We start from the raw sequence: 25,501 nt of genomic DNA, 5'->3' as shown, positions 1-25,501 counted from the left end.
TGTAGTACGATAAACATAACAAAGCATGGATGGAGGGATAATGGTGAGACATGCGATTGTAACAGCAGGAACGAAAGGGCTTGGCAAAAAAGTAACGGAACGCTTTTTAGACAAAGGCTATGCTGTTACTGTTCATTACCGAAGCGACATGCAAGCTGTTGAAACGTTGAAAAAAGCGTATCGTGATTGTCATGATCGCCTTCATTTTGTGCAAGGGGATGTGACGAATAAAGAAGATTTAGTTCGTCTTGTAGATGAAGCGTTTGCTACATTTGGCCGCATCGATTATTTAATTCATAATGCAGGTCCTTACATATTTGAAAGAAAAAAACTGGCTGATTATACGGATGATGAGTGGTATGAAATGATTGAAGGAAATTTAAGCGCGATGTTTCATTTATTTAAGCGAGTTGTGCCAATTATGCGAAATCAACGTTTCGGACGCATTGTGACGTACGGTTTTCAAGGGGCAGATCACGCGCCGGGATGGATGTATCGATCAGCGTTCAGCGCAGCGAAAGTTGGGCTTGTCTCATTAACAAAAACGATTGCACTTGAAGAAGCAGAATACGGCATTACAGCGAATATGGTTTGTCCGGGAAATATTATTGGGGAAATGAAAGAAGCAACGATTGCATATGCACGCCAGATGAAAGACGATATGACGCCAATTGGCCGTTCAGGGACAGGGGAAGATATTGCGCGTGTTGTCGAGTTTTTATGTGATGATCTTTCCGATATGATTACTGGGACAGTGATTGAAGTGACGGGAGGGCTTGATGTTATTCATCGTTATCGAAAATAGGCTGCCAACATGACAGCCTATACGATTTGTAGTTCTTTTGGGTATGTCGTTAAAAGAAGTGGTCCTTTGTCGGTCATATAAATGTCATCTTCAATACGCACGCCACCGACGGAAGGAACGTAAATGCCAGGCTCAATCGTAAATACCATCCCAGCTTGAAGTGGCATCGTATTTGTTGCGTTCATCGATGGATATTCATGAACATCAATACCGAGCCCATGTCCGATTCGATGCGGAAAATACGCCCCGTACCCTTCTTGTTCAATTCGTGAACGAGCTGCCTTGTCAATGCTTCCAATAGATGCACCAATTTGACATGCATGAATAGCTTCTTGTTGCGCTTGTAAGACGACATCGTATATTTTCTTTTGTTGTTCAGTTGGTTTTCCAAATACGACGGTACGCGTAATGTCAGAACAGTATCCGTCAAGTACGACACCGAGATCGAACAACACAAAATCACCCGGTTGGATGCGATTCATTCCTGGGACACCGTGAGGATGCGCGCTATTTGTTCCGGTAAGCACCATCGTATCAAACGCCATGGCGCGCACCCCTCGTTTTTTTAATTCGTACTCAATAGTCGCGATGATGTCCAATTCCGTTTTTCCTTCTTTTAGAGCACGAACGCCGACATCGACACCAAAATCAGCTAATTCAGCCGCTTGTCGAAGCGTTTGTAACTCTTTTTCATCTTTCGTCATTCGTAGTTCATGGAGCGTATCGGTTAAGTCGAAAAACGATGCATGTGAAAAGCATGATTGTAGCTGCTCGAGACGACTTACCGTCATATGAGATGTTTCAATACCAATTTGTTCCGTTTGTACGTTTCGTCTATTTAGCTCATCGCGCAACATATGCCAAGGATGATGCACATCATCATAGCTGACGATCGTATATGCCCAACCGGCTTGTCTAGCTTGATTTGCATCCATTTCTGGACAGATGAGAAACGGTTCGTCATTCGGAAAAATAACAACGGCTAGTAGCCGCTCATGTGGATTGCTATAAAAGCCGCTAAAATAAAAAACGTTTGCTGTTGATGTGATGAATGCCCACGATCCATTCGTTTCTTTCAACTTTTGTTGAAGCTTACTTATTCGTTCCATGATGTTCACATCCTTTCTTTTTCAGATTATCATGGATAAAAAAAGAAGGAAATAGTGAACAAATGAAGAAACAAAATCATGTAAAAAAACAGAGAAAGGAGAAGGAAAGATGAAGCTCACTTATCACGGACATTCTGTTGTTAAAATGGAGACGAGCGGAAAAACAATTTTCATTGACCCATTTATTACGGGCAACCCGATGACAGATTTAAAAGCAGAAGACGTTCACGTTGATGTGATTTTATTAACACATGGTCATAACGATCATGTCGGTGATACCGTTTCATTAGCAAAACGGAACGACGCCCTTGTCATTGCTCCGTATGAATTAGCTACTTATTTAAGCTGGAAAGGTGTTCGGGTTCATCCGATGCATATCGGTGGATCGTTTACGTTTGACTTTGGGAAGGTTAAATTGACGCAAGCGTTCCACGGCTCTAGCTATGTAGAAGACAATGAAACAATTGTTTATACAGGCATGCCGAGTGGCATTTTGTTTCAAGCGGAAGGAAAAACGATTTACCATGCTGGAGATACCGCATTATTTTCTGATATGAAACTCATTGGACAAATGAATGACATTGATGTGGCGTTTTTACCAATTGGCGATAATTTTACGATGGGACCAGAAGATGCGGCTGTTGCAGCGAGATGGTTGAAGGCGAAAATAGTTGTTCCTATTCATTACAATACTTTCCCTGTCATTCAACAAAATCCACAACAGTTTGTGTCGATGATTGAGGGCGTTGGGCGCGTCTTGCATGTTGGTGAAAGTATTGAACTGTGAAAACGTTCATTGAATGCGGTCATGCACACCCTTATAATAAAAAGTAACAAACTGTCGAAAAAGGGTGGGGCAACTTGACGATTACGAAGCACGAACAAATCTTACAATATATTGAGAGCTTACCGGTCGGAGAAAAAATATCTGTGCGCCAAATTGCCAAAGAAATGGGGGTAAGCGAGGGGACGGCTTATCGTGCCATTAAAGACGCTGAAACAAAAGGATATGTGAGCACGATTGAACGGGTCGGAACGATTCGGATTGAACAAAAAAAGAAAGAAAATATTGAAAAATTGACGTATGCCGAAGTTGTCAATATCGTTGACGGGCAAGTGCTCGGAGGAAAAGAAGGATTACATAAAACGCTAAATAAATTCGTCATCGGTGCGATGAAGCTTGAAGCGATGATGAGATATACGGGAGCAGGGAATTTGCTGATTGTCGGAAACCGAACAAAAGCGCACGAATTAGCGCTTGAAGCGGGAGCAGGCGTTCTCATCACAGGTGGCTTTGATACAGAAGAACATGTGAAAAAACTAGCGGATGAGCGACAGCTTCCGATTATTTCGACAAGTTATGATACGTTTACGGTTGCGACAATGATTAACCGTGCCATTTATGACCAGTTGATTAAAAAAGAAATTGTTCTCGTTGAAGATATTTTGACGCCATTTGAAAAAACGGCATATTTATATGTAACAGATCAAGTAGAACGATGGTATGAGCTTAATCGTGAAACGAAGCATAGTCGTTTTCCGGTCATCGATCAACAATTAAAAGTACAAGGGATTGTGACGGCAAAAGATGTAATGGGCTATGAGCGTGATGTGCTCATTGAGAAAGTGATGACGAAACATCCGATCACGGTAAGCGGAAAAACGTCAGTCGCTTCCGCATCACATATGATGGTTTGGGAAGGAATTGAAGTGTTGCCGGTCGTCGACGAATATAATCGACTTCAAGGAATTATTAGCCGTCAAGACGTATTAAAGGCATTACAAATGGTGCAACGTCAGCCGCAAATCGGTGAGACGATCGATGATATTGTCACAACTCAGTTTTTAACTGAAACGGTTGACGGTGTTTTTCGTTGCAATATTACTCCTCAAATGACGAACCATTTAGGGACGTTATCATATGGGGTGTTTACAACGATTGTAACTGAAGCAGCAACGCGCGCGCTTCGCTTACATAAACGAGGTGACCTCGTCGTAGAAAACATCACCATTTATTTTATTAAACCTGTCCAAATTGATAGCGTCATCGACATTAAGCCGAAGCTATTAGAAATCGGTCGTAAGTTCGGGAAGGTTGACGTCGAAGTATTTAATGAAGGAACGCTTGTCGGAAAGGCGTTAATGATGTGTCAGTTGATTGAACGACAATAAGGCTGCATATAGCAGCCTATTTTGTTTCCTCCGCTTCTTTTACTGCAAGTGGAAAATAGTAGCGATGGGCACGATAACCTCCCCATATGCTTCCTGCACCAACGAAAAGAAAGACGATGCCAACGATAAGGGAGACAGTTGAACGGTGAATAAAAAATTGATTGATCGCAAAGAAAAATACAAATGAGCCAAGCGCAATGCTTGATTTTGCACTAATCCATTTGCGCTCCATTGGCCGTTTGCTGCGGAAATATTTGATTTTGTAATACAAATAAAACGAAAGTGAAAAAATGATAAGTATAACAAATATCGGCATAGTCAGTCCTCCAACAAAAAAATCGTTGCGTGATTATTTTACATCTTTTCGAATCATAATAAAATATGTTTTAATGGAGAAAAAAAGGGAGAAGCGCCATGGAACAAAAGGTTTTGGAAATCATTCGTCACATTCAACAATTTCATACGATTATTATTCACCGTCACGTTCGACCAGATCCTGATGCGTACGGTTCGCAAGGGGGATTAGCAGAGCTTATTCGAGCGTCGTTTCCAGAGAAGCACGTATATACCGTTGGAAAAGATGAACCGTCGCTCGAATTTTTGCGTAAAATGGATGTCATCCCTGATGAAACGTATAACGACGCTCTTGTGATCGTTTGCGATACGGCAAATGAAGAACGAGTATGCGATCAACGTTATAAACTCGGAAAAAAAATTATTAAAATTGATCATCATCCAAATGAAGACCCGTATGGTGACATTTTATGGGTAGATACAAACGCTAGCTCGGTTAGTGAAATGATTTATGAGTTGTATTTAGTTGGCAAGGAACACGGTCTCGTTTTAACGAAAGAAGCAGCTCGACTGATTTACGCAGGAATTGTTGGGGATACAGGTCGTTTTCTTTTCCCAAGCACGAATCCAAAAACATTTAAATATGCAAGCGAATTAGTTGAATACGGATTTTCATTTGTCGACTTGTATGATCAGTTATATCGTACCAAACTATCTATTGCGCATTTAAGCGGATATGTGTTGCAAAATTTCGAACTATCCGAACACGGAGTGGCCCATATTATATTGACGAAACAATTATTAAAGCAATATGATGCAACACCATCAGAGGCCTCACAACTTGTTAGTGTCCTTGGAAATATTGAAGGAATACGAGCATGGGTGTTTTTTGTGGAAGAAGATGATCAAATTCGCGTCCGTCTTCGTTCAAGAGGTCCGATCGTCAATGAAGTTGCAAAAAAATATCGAGGCGGTGGCCATCCACTAGCAGCAGGAGCGTCTATTTATTCGTGGGAAGAAGTGGAACACGTGTTGGCAGATTTAAACGAAGTATGTCAGCAACAGTAGAGATGCCTCTACTGTTGCTTCAATTTCAGTTCAATAGATATATTTGTGAAAAATAAAATTGTTTCGATATGAAGATGGTACGTACGATTGTCGATGATATACGTTTTATTTTCAATCGCTTTTTTTAGTAGCTCCTTGCTTTTATATACTGTTTCAATATCTTTCGCCGTGATATGCTGGATATCTTTTTTTATATCTTCCTCGATTCGAAACGCTGTGTACGTATCGATGCCGTATGATTGCGCGTTAATGACTTTGACATCAATTGATTGAATCGTTAGTCGTTTTTTATTTTCTTTATTTAGTTCGATGTAATCTTGTTGCCAAATGTTTAAATCGTGTTTCAACTGGGCGATGATTTCTCGTTGTACGTTGAGCTGGCGAACTTGTTTTTCTTGTAAAATACCAAAAATTTGTAAAAAAACGACCCAGCTAATGATTGCTCCGATAGCCGCTCCAGCAAAAAAACGTTGCCATCCTGGATCGCGTGCATACGGTGGGACTCTCATGCGCCATGCTCCTGTGTAAACCAGCGAATAAACGTCATACCTGTTTGTGCGCCGCCCGTTGCTGATAAAATGAGTAAAAATTGCTTAATGACATCCCGTGTTTCTCCTTGAAAAAAACCGCGTTCAACGCTATAAAACGTATCAAACGTCCCTCCGATGGCTGCAATCAAAGCCCAAATTTTTAAACTGCTTGCAAAACGATACATCATTGTCAGTGGGGGTTCTCCCGATAAAAAAGCTCCAAATCCACCGATCAACGCCCCTCCAACTAACACACCTAAAGCGATGAAATAGCTTTGAATAAAAGCAGGCAAAAACGCTGTTTTCATCTCCATCTCGCTCACTCCTTCTGTATACTATGTATATGGGACAAACAAGCAAGGTATGTTTTGCTTTTCAACATATATAGTGAATATAATAGAAAAAAATAGAAAAGGTGGGAGACACATTGTCGTTTATCCATCTACAAGTGCGAAGTGGTTATAGCTTATTAAGTAGCACGGTGAAAATTGAGGAGCTCGTTATGCGGGCGTGTGAGCTTCAATTTTCAGCAGTTGCGTTAACGGATGAAAACGTTTTGTATGGGGTGATTCCGTTTTATAAGGCGTGTCAAGCGCACGGAATCAAACCGATTATCGGCATGATTGCGACAGTATTTGATGAACAAGGTCATACAGACCAACTGGTGCTGTTGGCGAAAAATAACGACGGTTATCGTCAACTTGTCCATATTGCTACAGCCATTCAATTAAATGATGGAAAGGGCATTTCTTTATGTGACTTATCCCGTTATACGAGCGAATTAATCGGTATGACAAGCGGGGTACGTGGGAGAGTGGAGCAGCATTTGCTGAATGGGGAAATCGGTCAAGCAGAAACGCTCGTTCACACGTACGCGAAGTTATTTCAACGCGGCGATTTTTATATAAATGTGCAGCGACACGGCTTAAAAGAACAAGAATATTTGTTGCCGCTACTACTTGAACATAGTAAACGATGGGACATGCCGCTCGTGGCGACAAACGATGTACGTTACATGTGTAAAGAAGATGCTCTTGCTTTTGAATGTTTACTTGCGATGAAACACGGAAAGAAAATGGCTGACTCGAGCCGTCCACGCTTTTTAACGAATGAATACCATCTCAAAAGCGCTGACGAAATGATCTCATTATTTTCAATGTATCGTGAAGCCATCGAGGAGACGGTGCGCATTGCCCAGCGATGCCATGTGACGTTTGAGTTTAAAAAATGGTTTATGCCGCGCTATCCTGTTCCTTCGGGGAAAACAGCTGACGAATATTTGCAAACGTGGTGTTGGGAGCAATTCACGAAACGTTTTCCTAATCGCCCAGAAGCATATGTTACTCGGTTACAATATGAACTGCAAATTATTCAACAGATGAATTTTAGCGACTACTTTTTAATTGTTGCTGATTTTGTTCGGTTTGCGCGCGAACGAGGGATATTGACAGGACCGGGACGTGGATCAGCTGCAGGTTCGCTCGTTGCTTATATACTCGGAATTACACAAGTGGACCCGTTACAATACGGGCTTTTATTTGAACGATTTTTAAATCCAGCTCGTCTGTCACTTCCAGATATTGATATTGATTTTCCTGATCATCGTCGCGAAGAAGTCATTCGTTATATTGAACAAAAATATGGAAAAGATTATGTCGCACAAATTATTACGTTTGGGACATTTGGAATGCGCTCAGCCATTCGTGAAGTCGGTCGTGTGTTTGAGGTGGATGAACAAGAAATTGAGCAAACGTTAGCTACGGGACGATTCGATCGTACATGTCCATGGCATAGCGTCGTACAACGGATTGAAGGCTTGCCAAAGCATACGTCCATTCATGCTGCGGGTATTGTCATTAGCCCATGCTCGTTAACAGACATCGTCCCCCTTCAAGGCGGACAAACGACAACGTATGTGACGCAATATGCGATGGATGCACTTGAACAAATCGGATTATTAAAATTTGATTTACTTGCCCTCAAAAATTTAACGATGGTTGAGCAAATGATTCGCAGCGTTGAACAGCGGACAGGCCATCGTTTGCGTTTTGAAAACATGCCGCTCGATGACGAACAAACGTATGCGCTTTTCAGTCAAGGGGATACTTTTGGTGTGTTTCAGCTTGAGTCAGAAGGAATGAAGCGGGTGTTGCGCGAATTACAACCGACAACGTTTGAAGATATTGTAGCAGTAAACGCTTTATTTCGCCCGGGACCGATGGAACAAATTCCAACATATATTTCCCGCAAACATGGGCGTGAGCCGATCGTTTACATGCATGAGGATTTGCAATCGATTTTGCAATCAACATATGGAGTCATCGTGTATCAGGAACAAATTATGAAAATAGCTGAACAAATGGCGAGCTATTCGTTGGCAGAAGCCGATTTGTTGCGTCGCGCAATAAGTAAAAAAGACGTTGGACAAATGGAAAAAGAGAAACAACGTTTTATTGAAGGGTGTATGCAAAATGGGTACGCCGCTCATATCGCAAACGAATTGTATGAGCTAATCGTTCGTTTTGCCGGGTATGGATTTAATCGAAGTCATGCGGTCGCGTATAGTTACATCTCGTATATGATGGCGTATATTAAAGCGCATTATCCGCTCGATTTTTACGCTGTTTTATTAACAAATGTCATCGGACAAAAAGAAAAGATGACGCAATGTGTACACGAACTTCGCAAAAAAAGAATACGTTTGCTTCCTCCTTCCGTCGGACGAAGTGAAGGGCACTTTACCGTTGATGGCAACGATATTCGTTTTGGATTGTTAGCGATTAAACAAGTGAGTCCCGCTTTTGTTAAACAAATGATTTGGGAGCGTCAAAGACAGCCATTTTCCGATTTTTTTGATTTCGTTTCGCGACTACGTATCGAGCCTTCACAAAGAAAGATAGTCGAAGCGCTTATTTTTTCCGGCTGTTTTGACGAATTTCGTGTGGAGCGTGCAACCCTTTATGCAAGTATTGACGTGGCGCTTGAGCATGCCGAGTTTCTGACCCCTGATCTCGACGTACGACCAAAATATGTTCATGCTGAACCGTTATCGCTCATCGATCAATTGAAGTACGAAAAGCAATGGCTTAACGTCTACGTTTCTCCTCATCCGGTTGAATCATTTGCCCATTTTTATTCGATATGGGGGGCAAAACGTATGTACGAATGGGAAATAGAAAAAGCGAATGTTGGCAAAGTGATCGCATACGTTGAGGAGGTGACGAAAAAGCGGACAAAAAAAGGGGAAGAAATGGCGTTTGTGACGATTTGTGATGATAGCGATGAATGGTATGCCATCGCATTTCCGACGATTTACAGCCGATTTCAGTCTTTATTGCAACAAGGAAGCGTGTTGTACATGGAAGGGAAAATAGAGCAGCGACCAAATGGCTGGCATCTCATTGTACAACAAGTGAGGAAACCGGTATGTGTTTATGTAAAAATTGATGAACAGCACGGGTCACCAGCTATATTGCAGCAGTTAAAAGAAGTGTTAATCGCTCATCGCGGATATGCACCTGTCATCTTGTACTATGAAGCAGAACGAAAAAAAGTGCAGCTTTCCCATGAATATGCTGTGTCCCCACACGATGAATGCATTCATCAGCTAACGGTATTGCTTGGAGATGGGAATGTCGTTGTGAAATAAAAATGCTTTACTATTTTTCATTTTTATTATATTTTTATAGAAGTTAAGTGGTCAGACCAGTGGCCGCTTGTTAGGGAGGAATATGTCGTGTCGTTGTTTAAAGAAGCGCTTCATATGCATGAACGTTATCAAGGGAAGCTAGAAGTAAAAGCGAAAGTGCCGTTAAGAAATGCTTACGATTTAAGCTTAGCGTATTCTCCTGGTGTAGCAGAACCGTGCAAAGCCATTCATGCCGAACCGAGCAAAATATATGATTATACGTTAAAAGCGAACACGGTAGCTGTTGTATCGAATGGAAGTGCGGTATTAGGACTTGGAAACATTGGAGCGGAAGCAGCATTGCCGGTCATGGAAGGAAAAGCTGTGCTCTTTAAAAGTTTCGCTGGGGTTGATGCATTCCCTATTTGTTTAAATACATCAGATGTGGAACAAATCATTCAAACAGTTAAACTGCTTGAGCCGACATTTGGAGGCATTAACTTAGAAGATATTGCTGCTCCGCATTGTTTTATCATCGAAGAGCGATTAAAGGAAGAAATGAACATTCCTGTCTTTCATGATGACCAGCATGGAACAGCCATTGTGACTGTCGCTGGCTTAGTCAATGCACTAAAGTTAGTGAACAAAAAAATAGAAAATATTCAAGTGATCATTAACGGAGCGGGAGCAGCAGGCATTGCGATTATGAAGCTGCTTCGTTGTTATGGGGTTAAACATATCATCATGTGCGATTCAAAAGGGGCAATTTATGAAGGGCGCCCGTATGGAATGAATGAGATCAAACATGAAATTGCTCAATGGACAAACGATGAGAAAAAAGCAGGAACATTACAGGAAGTCATCGTTGGTGCGGATGTATTTATTGGTGTGTCTGTTGCAGGAGCATTGACGGCTCATATGGTTGAAACGATGAATCGGGATGCAATCATTTTTGCGATGGCAAACCCGACACCAGAAATTATGCCGGAAGAGGCGTTACAAGCAGGGGCAACAGTCGTTGGGACAGGACGTTCCGACTATCCGAATCAAGTGAATAACGTGTTGGCGTTTCCGGGTATTTTCAGAGGTGCGCTTGATGTACGCGCAAAACAAATTAATGAACAAATGAAGATAGCAGCCGTTGAAGCGATTGCCAATTTAATTACAGAAGACGAATTGCGCGCCGATTATGTCATTCCAGCTCCGTTTGATCCTCGTGTTGCTCCAGCGGTTGCTGCTGCCGTGGCGAAAGCAGCAATCGAAACGGGGGTCGCACGCACGATGATTGATCCAAAAGAGGTAGAACAACGAACACGACAATTAGTAGCCATTGCAGGTGAGAACAACGATGACGACTTCTAAAGTGTACATTGAAACGTTTTGGCAAATTCATCGCATGATTGAGGAAGCAGGTCTCCAACCTGGAGATCGACTTCCTTCCGAACGAGAATTAGCTGAAAGATTACAAGTTGGACGTTCTTCTGTTCGCGAAGCACTAAGGGCGTTAGAACTGCTCGGACTTATTGAAACGCGTCGCGGGGAAGGAACGTTTATGAAACCGTTCGGCGACCATCAGCTCATTCAACTCCTCGGTTCGTTTATTTTGCAAGGAAATCGGGAAAAACGAGATTTAATAGAAACAAAAATATTCATAGAGCGCATATGCTTACAACTTGCTTGCGAGCGACTGACAGATGAAAAGCTCGAGCTTATATCACAAACGGAACATACGTACCATTCATTTTTCCGACGGATTGTAGAAGCGACTGATAACTATTTATTGTTGCGCATTTGGCTTGTGTTAAACGACTTTTTTGAGCACGTATATACGATGAATCTCCCTTCCGAGTTTTATAAACAAATGTGGATCGCACTACAAAAACGGTCTTGTGAAGAAGCGGTTGCTATTTATGAAAAATACGTGATGCAAAAAATGTCGAAAGAGAATTGACACAATGTGACAAACAAACTTGTCTTTATTCAGTAAAGTAGAAATGGACTAAGTAGGGGAGGGAAACATGTGCTGAAAGATTTGTTCTCCAAAAAGAAGAAGTATGCGACCATTCCGTCTGAACAAGCAAAGCAAGATGTACCTGAAGGCATTATGACAAAGTGTCCGAAGTGTAAAAAAATTATGTATACGAAAGAATTAGTGAAAAATTTACGCGTTTGTATATCGTGCGGCTATCATCATCCGATGTCTGCTCCTGAACGCATTGCGTGTTTGTTAGATGAAGGGACGTTTCATGAATACGATCGACATCTTCTTTCTAAAAATCCGCTTCATTTTCCACAGTATATGGAGAAAATTGAGGAAGATCGTGAGAAAACGAAATTGAATGAAGCGGTTGTGACAGGAGAAGGAGCGATAAACGGTTTTCCGGTTGTTATTGCAGTGATGGATTCCCGTTTTCGTATGGGGAGTATGGGATCAGTTGTCGGAGAAAAAATCGCCCGTGCCATCGAACGAGCGATGGAAAAATCATTACCTTTTATTATTTTTACCGCTTCAGGTGGAGCGCGTATGCAAGAAGGTGTACTAAGTTTAATGCAAATGGCGAAAACAAGCGCCGCATTAAAACTGTTTAGCGAACAAGGTGGACTCATCATTTCAGTCATGACCCATCCAACGACAGGTGGTGTATCAGCAAGCTTCGCCTCGCTTGGAGATTATAACCTTGCTGAACCGGGGGCGTTGATCGGTTTTGCGGGAAGACGAGTCATTGAACAAACGGTTCGGGAAGAGTTGCCTGATGATTTTCAAACAGCGGAATTTTTATTGAAGCACGGACAATTAGATGCTGTTATTCCGCGTCATGAATTAAAAGATAAATTAACGAATGTATTAGACATTCACCAATCGCGAGGTGGAGACGAATGGCATACGAATTAGAATTTGAAAAGCCGCTTGTAGAACTGCGAAAAAAAATTAGCGAACTGAAAGAGTTTACGAAACATCGTGATGTCGACTTTTCAGATGAAATCAATAAGTTAGAAGCGCGACTGGAAAAGCTTGAAAACGATATTTATGCTAATTTAAGTCCATGGGATCGCGTGCAAATTGCCCGACATCCTAATCGTCCGACAACGCTTGATTATATCGATCGGTTGTTTACGAACTTTTTTGAATGTCACGGTGATCGTTGCTTTGGCGACGATGAAGCGATTGTCGGAGGAATTGCGAAATATCACGGATTGCCTGTGACAGTCATCGGACATCAACGCGGAAAAGATACGAAAGAAAATATTCGCCGTAATTTTGGCATGCCGCATCCGGAAGGGTATCGAAAAGCGCTTCGTTTAATGAAGCAAGCTGAAAAATTTGGACGTCCGATTATTTGTTTTATTGATACGAAAGGGGCGTATCCAGGAAAAGCTGCCGAAGAGCGCGGACAAAGTGAAGCGATCGCGCGAAATTTATTTGAAATGGCGGGGTTAACTGTCCCTGTCGTATGCATTGTGATCGGTGAAGGTGGAAGCGGCGGTGCGCTTGCGCTTGGTGTTGGAAACTATGTTCATATGCTTGAAAATTCAACGTATTCCGTCATCTCGCCAGAAGGGGCAGCGGCTATTTTATGGAAAGATGCTTCCCTTGCAAAAAAAGCTGCTGAAACGATGAAAATTACAGCAAAAGATTTAAAACAGCTCGGCGTCATTGATGAGATCGTTCCAGAAGTGCGTGGAGGGGCACACCGAAATGTCGATGAGCAAGCGAAATACATTGACGATGTGCTACAACGTTCATTGCGTCAATTGCTTCCATTAAGCGCTGAACAACTGATTGCGCAACGATACGAAAAATATAAACAGATTGGCGATTTTATTGAATCTCAACAACATGTATCGGTTATGTAAAAAGGTCATCATCGGATGGCCTTTTTTTAAAAGATAAGAAAGTATAAAATTTCGGGTTCATGTCTAGCTCCAAGCGTCATCGGCTCGAGTCGCTTTGCGCTTTTCTTATTACATGAAATAAGCGACTTTGGGTAAACTTTTTGTAGCACGAAAAAAATCAACGTTTTGTGAAACATTTCATTATGTATTGTGTTCCATATACCTTCATGTTATCTTAAAGTAAGAGGTCATACTTCTTATTTTATTTTTTTAAAGAGGTGAAGAGCGATGAAAAGAATTGGTGTGCTTACGAGCGGTGGCGATTCACCAGGAATGAATGCGGCCATTCGCGCAGTTGTTCGAAAAGCCATTTACCATGGATTAGAAGTGTACGGCATTTACCACGGATATGCGGGACTAATTGCCGGAAACATTAAAAAACTTGAGATCGGGGATGTCGGCGACATTATTCATCGTGGTGGAACGATGTTATATACTGCCCGCTGCCCAGAATTTAAAACGTTGGAAGGACAGTTAAAAGGAATTGAGCAGTTGAAAAAACACGGTATTGAGGGGCTTGTTGTCATTGGTGGCGACGGTTCATACCAAGGGGCGAAAAAATTAACAGAGCACGGCTATCCTTGCGTTGGTGTGCCGGGAACGATTGATAACGACATTCCAGGAACAGATTTTACGATCGGATTTGACACAGCATTGAATACGGTTATTGATGCAATTGACAAAATTCGCGATACAGCGACATCTCATGAGCGTACATACGTCATTGAAGTCATGGGGCGTCATGCTGGGGACATTGCGCTTTGGGCCGGTCTTGCTGGCGGAGCAGAAAGCATTTTAATTCCAGAAGCGGATTATGATATGGATGAAATTGTTGCGCGTCTCAAACGTGGACACGAACGCGGCAAAAAACATAGTATTATTATTGTTGCAGAAGGCGTTGGTAGCGGTGTGGAATTCGGGAAACGAATTGAAGAAGCAACGGGCTTTGAAACGCGTGTAACCGTGTTAGGTCACGTCCAACGTGGTGGTTCACCGACAGCGTTTGACCGCGTGCTTGCAAGCCGCTTAGGTGCTCGTGCCGTAGAATTGTTGCTTGAAGGAAAAGGCGGACGTTGTGTCGGCATTCAAAACAATCAGCTTGTTGATCATGACATTATCGAAGCGTTAGCACAAAAACATACAGTTGACCAAAAAATGTATCAGTTGTCCAAAGAGCTTTCAATTTAATGTATATTTATGGTATCGTTTCCATATGCAATTTGTAGGAGGGTGTTTATGCGCAAAACGAAAATTGTTTGTACGATCGGTCCAGCGAGTGAAAGTGTAGAAAAGCTTGTGCAACTTATTGAAGCAGGAATGAACGTTGCTCGCCTTAACTTCTCGCACGGAAGTCATGAAGAACATGCAGCGCGCATTCGCAACATTCGTGAAGCGGCAAAAATAACTGGAAAAACGGTAGCGATTTTATTAGACACGAAAGGTCCAGAAATTCGTACACATAACATGGAAAATGGGGCGATTGAGTTAAAGGCTGGCTCTGAAGTGACCATTTCCATGAAAGAAGTGCTCGGCACGCCAGAAAAATTTTCGATTACTTATGAAGGATTAATCGATGATGTCCACGTTGGCTCAACTATTTTATTAGATGATGGATTAATCGGATTAGAAGTGTTAGCGATCGATAAAGACGCAAAAGAAATTCGGACGAAAGTGTTAAACGGTGGCGTACTGAAAAATAAAAAAGGTGTGAACGTCCCAGGCGTAAAAGTGAAATTGCCGGGCATTACTGAAAAAGACGCAGAAGATATTCGTTTCGGTATTGAACAAGGTATTGATTTTATTGCTGCATCATTTGTTCGCCGCGCTTCTGACGTGCTTGAAATTCGTGAATTGCTCGAAGAACATCACGCGTTACACATTCAAATTATCCCGAAAATTGAGAACCAAGAAGGCGTAGACAATATTGATGAAATTTTAGAAGTGGCAGACGGTTTAATGGTTGCTCGCGGGGACTTAGGCGTCGAAATTCCAGCGGAAGAAGTGCCGCTTGTCCAAAAAGAGCTAATTAAAAAATGTAATGCCCTTGGAAAACCGGTCATTACAGCGACACAAATGCTTGATTCGATGCAGCGCAACCCGCGTCCAACTCGCGCCGAGGCAAGCGATGTAGCGAACGCTATTTTTGACGGAACAGATGCGATTATGCTTTCTGGTGAAACGGCAGCAGGCGCTTATCCAGTCGAGGCGGTACAAACGATGCATCGCATCGCTTTACGCACAGAACAGGCGTTGCAATATCGCGACTTATTATCGAAGCGAAGCAAACAAAGCGGCACAACGATTACGGATGCGATTGGACAATCGGTTGCTCACACCGCATTAAACTTAGATGTCGCAGCGATTGTTACGCCGACAGTAAGCGGCCATACGGCTCGCATGATTTCGAAATACCGTCCAAAAGCGCCAATTATCGCTGTCACATCGAATGAAGGTGTTTCGCGCAAATTAGCGCTCGTTTGGGGTGTTTACCCACGCGTTGCTCAACATGCAACGTCGACAGATGAAATGCTAGATATCGCAGTGGAAGCAGCTCTTGATACACGTATTGTGAAACATGGTGATCTCGTCGTCATTACGGCAGGTGTTCCGGTTGGAGAAACAGGATCGACCAACTTAATGAAAGTGCATATGATTGGCGACATGATCGCAAAAGGTCAAGGCATTGGGCGCAAATCAGCATTTGGAAAAGTTGTTGTAGCGAAAACAGCTGAAGAAGCGGTTGAAAAAATGATTGAAGGCGGCATTTTAGTTGCTCCTGCAACGGATGCGGATATGATGAAAGCGTTAGAAAAAGCTGCTGCGATCATTACAGAAGAAGGCGGTCTAACAAGCCACGCTGCAGTTGTCGGTTTGAGCCTAGGCATTCCAGTCATTGTTGGAGTAAACAATGCGACATCCATTTTAAAAGATGGACAAGATATTACGGTAGATGCGAGCTTTGGTGCGATTTATCGCGGCCATGCAAGCGTGCTATAATAAAGAAGGGGACAACCCCTTCTTTTCTTGTTTTGGAGGGATCTCAATGCGCCATATCTTTTTTCTTCTTTTTATCGTTATTCCAGCATTAGAAATTGTCGTTCTCGTTTTGTCGGGACAGGCGATCGGGGTTTGGCCGACATTTGCGCTTATTGTCGCCACGGGCATCATCGGCGCATTTTTGGCGAAGCGACAAGGTATATATACGCTTCAACGTGTAAAAGATGAGCTGATGAGGGGACATATACCTAGTGATGCACTATTAGATGGCGTTTGTATTTTAGTCGGGGGGACGTTATTATTAACGCCAGGCTTTATTACGGATACAGTAGGGTTTATGCTCCTTCTCCCGTTGGCGCGAAAAAAAATAAAACCATGGCTCGTGCGCCTGTTTAAATGGATGTTTTACACAAAAACGTGGATGTACATTCGGAAATGAGAAAAGCATAAGCTCGTCGCTTATGCTTCTTTTTTTCCAACTATGAAGTTCCAGATGTCTTGAAATACGCCGGCATGATGTAGCGTTCGCCCGATGACAAGCAACACCGGTCCGACGATTAAACCGAGAAAACCGATTAACTTGAAGCCGACGAATAAAGCGATTAATGTCGCTAACGGATCAAGTCCGATATTCGAAGAAAGAAGTTTCGGCTCCATCACCTGCCGTTGTACGAGAACGACAATATACAGCACGCCAAGTCCGATCGCAAAATGAGTTTCACCACTTATTGCGGCATAAATGATCCATGGAACGAATACTAATCCCGTTCCTAAATACGGCAAAATATCTACAATGCCAATAATAAGCGCAATAGTGATCGCATATTCTACCCGCAACACAAGCAAGCCGACTAATACAATGAGCGTTGTGATCGAAATGAGTGTTGCTTGCGCTTTAAGAAAGCCAAATAGCGCCTTTTTTAGTTCAGTAAACACTTTTGTGCTGCTCGTTTGTACTTTGTTTGGTAACAGCTTTTGAAACAACGATTTTAGACGATACCAATCTTTGCTTATAAAAAATGTAGCGAGCAATGAAAAAATAAAGATTGTCGCAAAATTAGGCAACCATCCGATAATCGAAGGGATATTTTGTAATATATTTTGGATAAATTGTCCAACTGTTGTAGCAATTCTCGTCCCAACCGACTGAATGTTTGCCATAATCGTATCTTGTTGAGATGTATCTAAATTTTTAAAGAGCGTAGCTAGCTGGTTGTATAGTGGAATAAGTTGGCTGGCGACAAATTGTTCCATATAAACAACAAGCTTTTGAAAATGACTTGGAACGACTGTTGCTAAATATTGTGTGCCCGTCACAATTTCTGCTACAAGAAGAGTGACAAGTCCAGCAACGAGTGCAAGTAAAAAAAGTAAAACAACGATGACCGCTAGCGCCCTCGGCATTTTCGCTTTTTTCTCTAATACATCCACAATCGGATTAATGAAAAAGGCAATCGCTAACGCAATTAAAAACGGATACGTTAACGTTGATACATAATATAAGCTCGCTAATCCTGCGATGATGACGAAAATGACAAATACAAATCGAAGGGAGCGATATACATATTGAGTTGGCACGTTTTCACCTCCCGTCTTTTGTCATTTATGACTATTATAATATACAATGCAAAAGAAGAAAAAGTTTCAAAGAAGAAGGTGATATTTGATGCAACCGTTTATTTTTTTATTTATTCTTCTTGTCATTGGCATGATGGCAAAAAATCATTCTCTTATTGTCGCAGTGCTTTTTTTACTCGTTGTGAAAAGCATCGGGCTAAGTTCAAAAGTATTCCCTTACTTACAACAAAAAGGAATCAATCTCGGGGTGACGATCATTACGATTGCTGTATTAGTTCCGATTGCCTCTGGAAAAATAGGTTTTAAGGAGCTGGCAGAGTCTGTTCGATCGGTTTACGCGTGGATTGCGATGTTGTCAGGCATTGCGGTTGCTTTATTAGCAAAAGGAGGCGTGACGCTACTTGCGAAAGATCCGCACATGACGACTGCGCTTGTCATTGGTACGATTTTAGCTGTATCTTTATTCAAAGGCGTTGCGGTTGGGCCGTTAATTGGTGCAGGTATTGCGTACATGCTCATGAAAATGGTCGATGTATTTTCGTGATTTATTACTTTTTTATAATAATATTTTTGAATTATGATTTCTTTTAGTTCACAAAAGTCTGATAATTGTTTATAATAATAGTGGAGCATGTACGAAACGATCGTATATATTCCCCTGCTCGCTTCGTTAAGCGGACAGGTGAATATATAACAAAATGTAAGCCGTTTCTTTGCATTTTTATTCAGATGTTTTGAGCAAGCGCTCACCGACGTGCATTAACATGGGAAAAGGGGAATAAAAGAGAAAAGGAGAGATGTAACATGACAGTAACTCGCGGTCTCGAAGGGGTTGTTGCAACCACTTCCACCATTAGTTCAATCATCGATGATACGCTCACATATGTTGGGTATAATATCGATGATTTAGCGGAACACGCTACGTTTGAAGAGGTTGTTTATTTACTTTGGCATCGCAAATTACCAAACAAAGAAGAATTGGAAACGTTAACAAAGCAGTTGGCAGAAAATGCTGATATTCCGCAACAAGTCATTGATCATTTTAAAATGTACCCGCTTGATCAAGTGCATCCGATGGCTGCGCTTCGTACAGCCATTTCGTTCCTTGGATTGTACGATGAAGAGGCGGAAGCGATGAATCCGGAAGCGAACTATCGCAAAGCGATTCGCTTGCAGGCGAAAGTATCGACAATTGTTGCTGCGTTTTCACGCATTCGCAAAGGATTAGAGCCTGTACCACCGCGCAAAGATTTAAGTTTTGCGGCAAACTTTTTATACATGTTAACAGGTAAAGAGCCGGATCCGATCGCTGAAGAAGCGTTTAATAAAGCGCTTGTGCTTCATGCAGACCATGAATTAAACGCTTCAACGTTTACGGCGCGCGTCTGTGTTGCCACTTTATCAGATGTATACTCTGGCATTACTGCAGCGATTGGAGCATTAAAAGGACCTCTTCATGGCGGAGCAAACGAAGCGGTCATGAAAATGTTGACGGAAATCGGTACGCTTGAAAATGTAGAAACGTACATCCACAACAAATTAAACAACAAAGAAAAAATTATGGGCTTCGGTCATCGCGTGTATCGTCACGGGGACCCACGCGCAAAACATTTAAAGAAAATGTCTGAAAAATTGACGAAGTTAACAGGTGAGCCACATTGGTATGACATGTCGGTGAAAATTGAGGAGATTGTTACATCGACAAAAGGGTTGCCGCCAAATGTTGACTTCTACTCAGCTTCTGTTTACCATAGTTTAGGAATTGATCACGATTTATTTACACCAATTTTTGCAATTAGCCGTATGTCTGGATGGCTTGCGCACATTTTAGAGCAGTACGAAAACAACCGTCTCATTCGCCCGCGTGCAGAATATACAGGACCGATGAGACAAGTGTACGTACCGCTTGAAGAACGCGCATAATGATTGGTTAGAAAAGGTGAGAAGTTCGCCTCTCACCTTTTTACACTACATGATTTGGAGGTATGATGATGCAAGGAGAAAAAATTACAGTTACAAACGGAGTATTAAACGTTCCAAATTATCCAATTATCCCATTTATTGAAGGGGACGGGACTGGTCCAGATATTTGGGCAGCCGCTTCTCGCGTATTGGAAGCAGCTGTTGAAAAAGCATATAAAGGTGAACGGAAAATCGTTTGGAAAGAAGTGCTTGCTGGTGAAAAAGCGTTTAAGTTGACAGGTGAATGGTTGCCACAAGAAACACTCGATACGATTCGTGAATACATAATTGCGATTAAAGGTCCGTTGACAACGCCGGTCGGTGGTGGCATTCGTTCATTAAACGTTGCGCTTCGCCAAGAGCTCGATTTGTTTGTATGTTTACGTCCGGTTCGCTATTTTAAAGGAGTTCCTTCTCCAGTTAAGCGCCCTGAAGATACAGACATGGTTATTTTCCGTGAAAATACGGAAGATATTTATGCTGGAATCGAATATGCGAAAGGAACGCCAGAAGTAAAAAAAGTGATCGATTTCTTACAAAATGAAATGGGCGTACGCAAAATCCGCTTCCCTGAAACGTCAGGAATTGGCATTAAACCAATTTCGGAAGAAGGAACGAAACGATTAGTACGAGCAGCAATTAAATATGCGATTGAACACGGTCGCAAATCGGTGACGCTCGTTCATAAAGGAAACATTATGAAATATACAGAAGGTGCGTTTAAAAACTGGGGTTACGAATTAGCTGAGCAAGAATTTGGCGATCAAGTGTTTACATGGGCGGAGTATGACCGCATCGTTGAAACCGATGGAAAAGAAGCTGCAAACAAGGCGCAGGCGGAAGCAGAAGCAGCAGGAAAAATCATTATTAAGGATGCGATTGCAGATATTTTCTTGCAACAAATTTTAACTCGTCCACGCGAGTTTGATGTCGTTGCAACGATGAACTTAAATGGCGACTACATTTCTGATGCGCTTGCAGCACAAGTAGGCGGCATCGGTATCGCTCCAGGTGCAAACATTAACTATGAAACGGGTCATGCCATTTTTGAAGCAACGCATGGCACAGCACCAAAATATGCAGGATTAGATAAAGTGAACCCGTCGTCTGTCATTTTATCTGGTGTCATGATGTTTGAACATCTCGGTTGGAACGAGGCAGCAAAACTCATTATTGACTCTATGGAAAAAACAATTGCATCTAAAGTGGTCACATATGATTTTGCGCGCTTAATGGAAGGTGCAACAGAAGTGAAATGCTCTGAATTTGCGGATGCTCTCATTCGAAATATGGGCGAATAAACGAAAAAGGGGATGGAAGAACGTGGGTATGAAACGTAAAAAAATCTCAATTATCGGTGCTGGATTTACGGGAGCGACAACAGCGTTTATTTTAGCGCAAAAAGAGCTAGGAGATATCGTTCTTGTCGACATTCCACAATTGGAAAATCCGACAAAAGGCAAGGCGCTCGATATGCTTGAGTCAAGCCCAGTTCTTGGTTTTGACGCCAACATTATTGGTACGTCGGATTATGCGGATACAGCTGATTCGGACATCGTTGTCATCACTGCGGGGATTGCACGCAAACCAGGGATGAGTCGTGACGACTTAGTAACGACAAATCAAAACATTATGAAAGCTGTAACGAAAGAAGTCGTTAAATACTCACCGAACTGCTTTATTATCGTCTTAACAAATCCAGTAGATGCGATGACATATACAGTATTTAAAGAATCAGGCTTTCCGAAAAACCGCGTCATCGGCCAATCTGGCGTATTAGATACCGCGCGTTTCCGGACATTTGTTGCCCAAGAATTAAACTTATCTGTTAAAGATATTACAGGATTTGTTTTAGGTGGGCATGGAGATGATATGGTACCGCTTGTGCGTTACTCATATGCAGGGGGCATTCCGCTTGAAACGTTAATCCCAAAAGAGCGTTTAGACGCCATTGTTGAACGTACGCGTAAAGGTGGCGGTGAAATCGTCAACTTGCTAGGCAACGGTAGCGCTTATTATGCGCCAGCTGCGTCCCTTGCTGAGATGGTTGAAGCGATCGTAAAAGACCAGCGCCGAGTTCTTCCAGCCATCGCTTATTTAGAAGGCGAGTACGGATATGAAGGCATTTATTTAGGTGTGCCAACGATTTTAGGTGGCAACGGAATCGAAAAAGTGATCGAATTACAATTAACAGAAGAAGAAAAAGAAGCATTAGCGAAATCTGTTGAATCGGTGAAAAACGTGATGAAAGTGCTACAATGATAAAAAAATTCGGGGGATCTTTCCCCGAATTTTTGTATATGGTCAAACAAAGGGGAGATGACGATGTTAGGGAAAAAGCGTAAAATTGGACGTCTAATTTCGGACATTTCGGTCGGGGAGAAGCTTGTATTAACGGAAGCGATTGAAGATAAAGATTTATTGTTATATTTAGGGCTCACAAACGATGCGAACCCGCTTTATATTCAACATGATTATGCATCCCAAACACCGTTGAAACGTCCAATCGTACCAGCGATTATGTTAACAGGTATGATTACATCAGCTATTTCAAAATATTTACCGGGTCCAGGAAGTCATATCGTTTCCCAAACGATTGAATTTAAGCGACCAGTATATCATTATGAGCATGTCGAGTTTTTATTTGAAGTAACGCATGTTGATGAAGAAAACAACGAAATTCATATTGCGGTTCAAGCGGTTCGGGATGGGGAAGAAATATTAGTTGGAGCGTTGCGTGTCGTTCCACCATATCCGTTTATTGAAGAAAAAGCGTTAGATAACTTTTAAAAGGGGCATCGCCTCTTTTTTATTTTTATCTTTCAAAATAACTCGTTATAATAAAAATGTAACAAATTTACGTTGTTGGAGGATGGATATGTCGAAACGTGTGTTAGTTGTCGATGATGAGCATTCGATCGTCACTCTATTAGAGTACAATTTAAAACAAGCTGGATTTACCGTATTGACGGCTTATGATGGGGAAGAAGGGCTTCATCAAGCATTGGAAGAACGACCTGATTTTATCATTCTTGATTTAATGTTACCAAAATTAGATGGAATCGAAGTATGTAAGCAATTGCGTCAACAAAAAGTGATGACACCTATTTTAATGTTGACGGCAAAAGACGATGAGTTTGATAAAGTGCTCGGTCTTGAATTAGGTGCTGATGATTATATGACAAAGCCGTTTAGCCCACGCGAAGTTGTCGCACGTGTCAAGGCGATTTTGCGCCGAACGACTATTCACGGACATGAAGAAAAACAAGAAAATGGTGACGATTCGCTCATTGTCGGGCAACTAAAAATTTTCCCAGATCGTTATGAGGCGTATTTTGCAGAACAAAGATTAGAATTAACTCCGAAAGAGTTTGAACTATTGGCATATTTAGCGAAATATAAAGGGCGCGTGTTGACGCGTGATCAGTTGTTAAGTGCAGTGTGGAACTATGATTTTGCCGGAGATACGCGCATTGTTGATGTGCATATTAGCCATTTGCGTGAAAAAATCGAACAAGATACGCGCAAACCACTATACATTAAAACGATACGCGGATTAGGGTACAAACTAGAGGAGCCGAAAGTGGATGAATAAATTTCGCTCTCGGCTATTGCTTGGGCTTATTTCGGTCATTTTATCTGTTTTATTTGGTCTTGGGGTGTTATTAGGTCAATTATTTCAAAAATTTTATGCGGATACTGTCCATGAACGTATGGAAAAAGAGGCCAAGCTTTTAGCTTTATATATAGAGAATAAATCGTTCCAATCCTCATCGTTTGAGCAAAAATTGCGTGCAATTAGCGACATGCTGTCTGCTCGCATCACCATTGTTGACCGAGATGGACGGCTTATGTTTGATACAAACAATTACATATCCATTGATGAAAAGAGGCATAAAAAATTAATTCAAACGTTATTAAAACGAGAAGATCGTTCCTTTATTTTTGAAGAAGAACAAGATTTATATTATTATGCCGTCCCATTTTGGCAGAGGGATGAGCAGCTTGGGCATATTGTTCTCAGTTTGCCGATGGATGCGATCGAGCGGGTAAATGAACAAATTTGGATTTTGCTTACATTCAGCTTAAGTATTGCATTTTTCATTATTCTTTTATTAGGTATTAAAATTACAAATCAATATACAAAACCGATTGAGGCCGCAACAAAAGTGGCGATGGAGCTTGCACGTGGCAATTATAAAGCGCGAACGTACGAAAGTCGAGAAGATGAAACGGGGATGCTTAGCCAGTCGCTTAATATTTTAGCGCGCAATTTACAAGAGATGGTGCGCATGCAAGAAATGCAGCAAGATCGCTTGCGAGCATTAATTGAAAATATGGGGAGCGGCTTAATTTTAATTGATCAACGTGGCTACATTTCGCTCATGAACCGCGCGTATAAGGAAATGTTTCATATTGATCCGTCCGACTACATTCATCGTCTATATTATGAGGCGTTTCCGCACAAGGAAGTCATTGCGCTTGTCGAAGAAATATTTATGACGGAAGTAAACGTACGTAAACAATTGCTTCTTCCTGTCGATATTGAGCGAAAACATTTTGAAGTATACGGAACACCGATTATCGGAACAAACGATGAATGGAAAGGAATTATCGTTGTGTTCCACGATATTACTGAGCTAAAAAAGCTTGAGCAAATGCGAAAAGATTTTGTAGCGAACGTTTCGCACGAATTAAAAACGCCGATTACATCGATTAAAGGTTTTGCGGAAACGTTGTTAGATGGGGCAATGCATGACGCTCAAACACTTGAATATTTTTTAACGATTATTTTAAAAGAAAGCGAACGATTGCAACATTTAATTCAAGATTTGCTTGATTTATCAAAAATTGAACAACAAGGATTTACATTAAATATATCGGTCGTTGACTTGTACGATGTATTAAAAGAAGTCATTGTCATGCTTGAAGGGAAAGCGAACGATAAGCAAATTGCATTATCATGCACATCGAATGCTCCGATTTGTTATATGTATGGAGATTTACATCGTTTAAAGCAAATTTTTATTAATTTAATTAATAACGCCATTGCCTATACGCCAGCAGGTGGACGCGTCACCGTTTCCATCGAAAAAGACGATAAACAATTGCATGTTCATGTCAGCGACACAGGGATTGGTATTGAACAAAAAGAAATTCCGCGTATTTTTGAACGCTTTTATCGTGTAGACAAAGCACGAAGTCGCAATTCCGGTGGAACAGGCCTTGGTTTAGCGATTGTAAAACATTTAGTGGAGGCACATCACGGAACGATTTCTGTAAAAAGTGAAGTAGGTGTAGGAACGACATTTACTGTTCATTTTCGCGTTGATGCTTGCTTAGATGAATGATTTTTTTAACGATATATTTACAAACGATTTACCATATATTAAAAAAATACTGGTAAGATAACAGATGAAAACCCCTTCATCCAAGAAGCCGATTGTCTTGGAATAGGCGAGGA

24 protein-coding genes are annotated in these 25,501 nt (G+C 41.7%); 19 read left to right on the top strand and 5 right to left on the bottom strand.

Going from position 1 to position 25,501, the window contains the following annotated elements; all coding sequences use genetic code 11:
* Positions 1 to 25: 25 nt before the first annotated feature.
* Positions 26 to 805, top strand: a complete 780-nt coding sequence (locus tag ACPF7I_RS11515; protein ID WP_430746206.1) for an SDR family oxidoreductase — start codon at positions 26 to 28, stop codon at positions 803 to 805.
* Between the two features lie 17 nt (positions 806 to 822).
* Here ACPF7I_RS11515 and ACPF7I_RS11510 read toward each other — a convergent pair whose 3' ends face one another.
* Positions 823 to 1,917: a M24 family metallopeptidase gene (locus ACPF7I_RS11510; RefSeq protein WP_430746272.1), complete on the bottom strand. Its 1,095-nt coding sequence runs from the start codon at positions 1,915 to 1,917 to the stop codon at positions 823 to 825.
* 106 nt (positions 1,918 to 2,023) lie between these two features.
* Between ACPF7I_RS11510 and ACPF7I_RS11505 the strand changes: the two genes are divergently transcribed.
* Both ACPF7I_RS11505 and ACPF7I_RS11500 read left to right on the top strand, forming a co-directional pair.
* Positions 2,024 to 2,701: a metal-dependent hydrolase gene (locus ACPF7I_RS11505; protein ID WP_430746207.1), complete on the top strand. Its 678-nt coding sequence runs from the start codon at positions 2,024 to 2,026 to the stop codon at positions 2,699 to 2,701.
* Positions 2,702 to 2,775: 74 nt separating this feature from the next.
* Positions 2,776 to 4,086 carry a DRTGG domain-containing protein gene (locus ACPF7I_RS11500; RefSeq protein WP_430746208.1) on the top strand — a complete coding sequence of 437 codons (1,311 nt, stop codon included), beginning with the start codon at positions 2,776 to 2,778 and terminating at the stop codon, positions 4,084 to 4,086.
* A gap of 16 nt (positions 4,087 to 4,102) precedes the next feature.
* Here ACPF7I_RS11500 and ACPF7I_RS11495 read toward each other — a convergent pair whose 3' ends face one another.
* A complete protein-coding gene (locus ACPF7I_RS11495; protein ID WP_021093773.1) occupies positions 4,103 to 4,402 on the bottom strand; it encodes a YtpI family protein in 300 nt (99 codons plus the stop codon).
* Positions 4,403 to 4,500: 98 nt separating this feature from the next.
* Here ACPF7I_RS11495 and ACPF7I_RS11490 point away from each other — a divergent pair, with 98 nt between their 5' ends.
* Positions 4,501 to 5,448 (top strand): DHH family phosphoesterase, encoded by a 948-nt coding sequence (locus ACPF7I_RS11490; RefSeq protein WP_430746209.1) that lies wholly within the window; start codon positions 4,501 to 4,503, stop codon positions 5,446 to 5,448.
* Positions 5,449 to 5,456: 8 nt separating this feature from the next.
* On the opposite strand, the gene ytrI is transcribed toward ACPF7I_RS11490, so the two are convergent.
* Together ytrI and ACPF7I_RS11480 are read right to left on the bottom strand one after the other, a co-directional pair.
* The gene (gene ytrI, locus ACPF7I_RS11485) at positions 5,457 to 5,957 is read right to left on the bottom strand and encodes a sporulation membrane protein YtrI (protein ID WP_430746210.1); all 501 of its coding nucleotides are present in this window, start codon (positions 5,955 to 5,957) and stop codon (positions 5,457 to 5,459) included.
* Complete coding sequence (locus ACPF7I_RS11480; protein ID WP_021093776.1) at positions 5,954 to 6,292, bottom strand: YtrH family sporulation protein; 339 nt, start codon at positions 6,290 to 6,292, stop codon at positions 5,954 to 5,956. The genes ytrI and ACPF7I_RS11480 overlap by 4 nt, the downstream gene beginning before the upstream one ends.
* A gap of 113 nt (positions 6,293 to 6,405) precedes the next feature.
* Here ACPF7I_RS11480 and dnaE point away from each other — a divergent pair, with 113 nt between their 5' ends.
* The 8 genes from dnaE (at position 6,406) to ACPF7I_RS11440 (ending at position 16,936) form a co-directional block, all read left to right on the top strand.
* Positions 6,406 to 9,627 (top strand): DNA polymerase III subunit alpha, encoded by a 3,222-nt coding sequence (dnaE, locus tag ACPF7I_RS11475; RefSeq protein WP_430746211.1) that lies wholly within the window; start codon positions 6,406 to 6,408, stop codon positions 9,625 to 9,627.
* An 87-nt stretch (positions 9,628 to 9,714) separates the two neighbouring features.
* On the top strand, positions 9,715 to 10,968 hold the full coding sequence (locus ACPF7I_RS11470) for an NAD(P)-dependent malic enzyme (RefSeq protein WP_430746212.1): 1,254 nt from the start codon (positions 9,715 to 9,717) through the stop codon (positions 10,966 to 10,968).
* Complete coding sequence (locus ACPF7I_RS11465; RefSeq protein ID WP_430746213.1) at positions 10,955 to 11,557, top strand: FadR/GntR family transcriptional regulator; 603 nt, start codon at positions 10,955 to 10,957, stop codon at positions 11,555 to 11,557. Before ACPF7I_RS11470 ends, ACPF7I_RS11465 begins: the two co-directional genes overlap by 14 nt.
* Before the next feature lie 69 nt (positions 11,558 to 11,626).
* Complete coding sequence (gene accD / locus ACPF7I_RS11460; protein WP_430746214.1) at positions 11,627 to 12,499, top strand: acetyl-CoA carboxylase, carboxyltransferase subunit beta; 873 nt, start codon at positions 11,627 to 11,629, stop codon at positions 12,497 to 12,499.
* Positions 12,484 to 13,461, top strand: coding sequence for an acetyl-CoA carboxylase carboxyl transferase subunit alpha (gene accA, locus ACPF7I_RS11455; RefSeq protein WP_430746215.1), 978 nt, complete (start codon positions 12,484 to 12,486; stop codon positions 13,459 to 13,461). The genes accD and accA overlap by 16 nt, the downstream gene beginning before the upstream one ends.
* A 267-nt stretch (positions 13,462 to 13,728) precedes the next feature.
* Entirely contained in the window at positions 13,729 to 14,688 is a 960-nt protein-coding gene (pfkA, locus tag ACPF7I_RS11450; RefSeq protein ID WP_009361516.1) for a 6-phosphofructokinase, read from the top strand.
* 48 nt (positions 14,689 to 14,736) lie between these two features.
* Positions 14,737 to 16,497, top strand: coding sequence for a pyruvate kinase (gene pyk, locus ACPF7I_RS11445; protein ID WP_430746216.1), 1,761 nt, complete (start codon positions 14,737 to 14,739; stop codon positions 16,495 to 16,497).
* A gap of 46 nt (positions 16,498 to 16,543) precedes the next feature.
* Positions 16,544 to 16,936, top strand: a complete 393-nt coding sequence (locus tag ACPF7I_RS11440) for an FxsA family protein (RefSeq protein ID WP_430746217.1) — start codon at positions 16,544 to 16,546, stop codon at positions 16,934 to 16,936.
* A gap of 20 nt (positions 16,937 to 16,956) precedes the next feature.
* On the opposite strand, the gene ytvI is transcribed toward ACPF7I_RS11440, so the two are convergent.
* Positions 16,957 to 18,075, bottom strand: coding sequence for a sporulation integral membrane protein YtvI (gene ytvI / locus ACPF7I_RS11435; RefSeq protein ID WP_430746218.1), 1,119 nt, complete (start codon positions 18,073 to 18,075; stop codon positions 16,957 to 16,959).
* Between the two features lie 88 nt (positions 18,076 to 18,163).
* Between ytvI and ACPF7I_RS11430 the strand changes: the two genes are divergently transcribed.
* The 7 genes from ACPF7I_RS11430 (at position 18,164) to pnpS (ending at position 25,388) form a co-directional block, all read left to right on the top strand.
* Positions 18,164 to 18,619: a DUF441 domain-containing protein gene (locus tag ACPF7I_RS11430; protein ID WP_021093786.1), complete on the top strand. Its 456-nt coding sequence runs from the start codon at positions 18,164 to 18,166 to the stop codon at positions 18,617 to 18,619.
* Between the two features lie 260 nt (positions 18,620 to 18,879).
* A complete protein-coding gene (gene citZ, locus ACPF7I_RS11425) occupies positions 18,880 to 19,998 on the top strand; it encodes a citrate synthase (RefSeq protein ID WP_430746219.1) in 1,119 nt (372 codons plus the stop codon).
* A 65-nt stretch (positions 19,999 to 20,063) separates the two neighbouring features.
* A complete protein-coding gene (icd, locus tag ACPF7I_RS11420) occupies positions 20,064 to 21,338 on the top strand; it encodes an NADP-dependent isocitrate dehydrogenase (protein WP_430746273.1) in 1,275 nt (424 codons plus the stop codon).
* A 22-nt stretch (positions 21,339 to 21,360) separates the two neighbouring features.
* On the top strand, positions 21,361 to 22,299 hold the full coding sequence (mdh, locus tag ACPF7I_RS11415; RefSeq protein ID WP_430746220.1) for a malate dehydrogenase: 939 nt from the start codon (positions 21,361 to 21,363) through the stop codon (positions 22,297 to 22,299).
* Between the two features lie 57 nt (positions 22,300 to 22,356).
* Entirely contained in the window at positions 22,357 to 22,827 is a 471-nt protein-coding gene (locus tag ACPF7I_RS11410) for a MaoC/PaaZ C-terminal domain-containing protein (RefSeq protein WP_085788293.1), read from the top strand.
* Positions 22,828 to 22,915: 88 nt separating this feature from the next.
* Positions 22,916 to 23,632, top strand: a complete 717-nt coding sequence (locus tag ACPF7I_RS11405) for a response regulator (RefSeq protein WP_430746221.1) — start codon at positions 22,916 to 22,918, stop codon at positions 23,630 to 23,632.
* Positions 23,625 to 25,388, top strand: coding sequence for a two-component system histidine kinase PnpS (gene pnpS, locus ACPF7I_RS11400; protein WP_430746222.1), 1,764 nt, complete (start codon positions 23,625 to 23,627; stop codon positions 25,386 to 25,388). Before ACPF7I_RS11405 ends, pnpS begins: the two co-directional genes overlap by 8 nt.
* The last annotated feature ends 113 nt before the right edge of the window (positions 25,389 to 25,501 follow it).

Origin of the sequence: Anoxybacillus dikiliensis (assembly GCF_050613275.1) — a bacterium.
Taxonomy (GTDB): Bacteria; Bacillota; Bacilli; order Bacillales; family Anoxybacillaceae; genus Anoxybacillus.
This window is presented reverse-complemented; position numbering and strand designations above follow the sequence as displayed.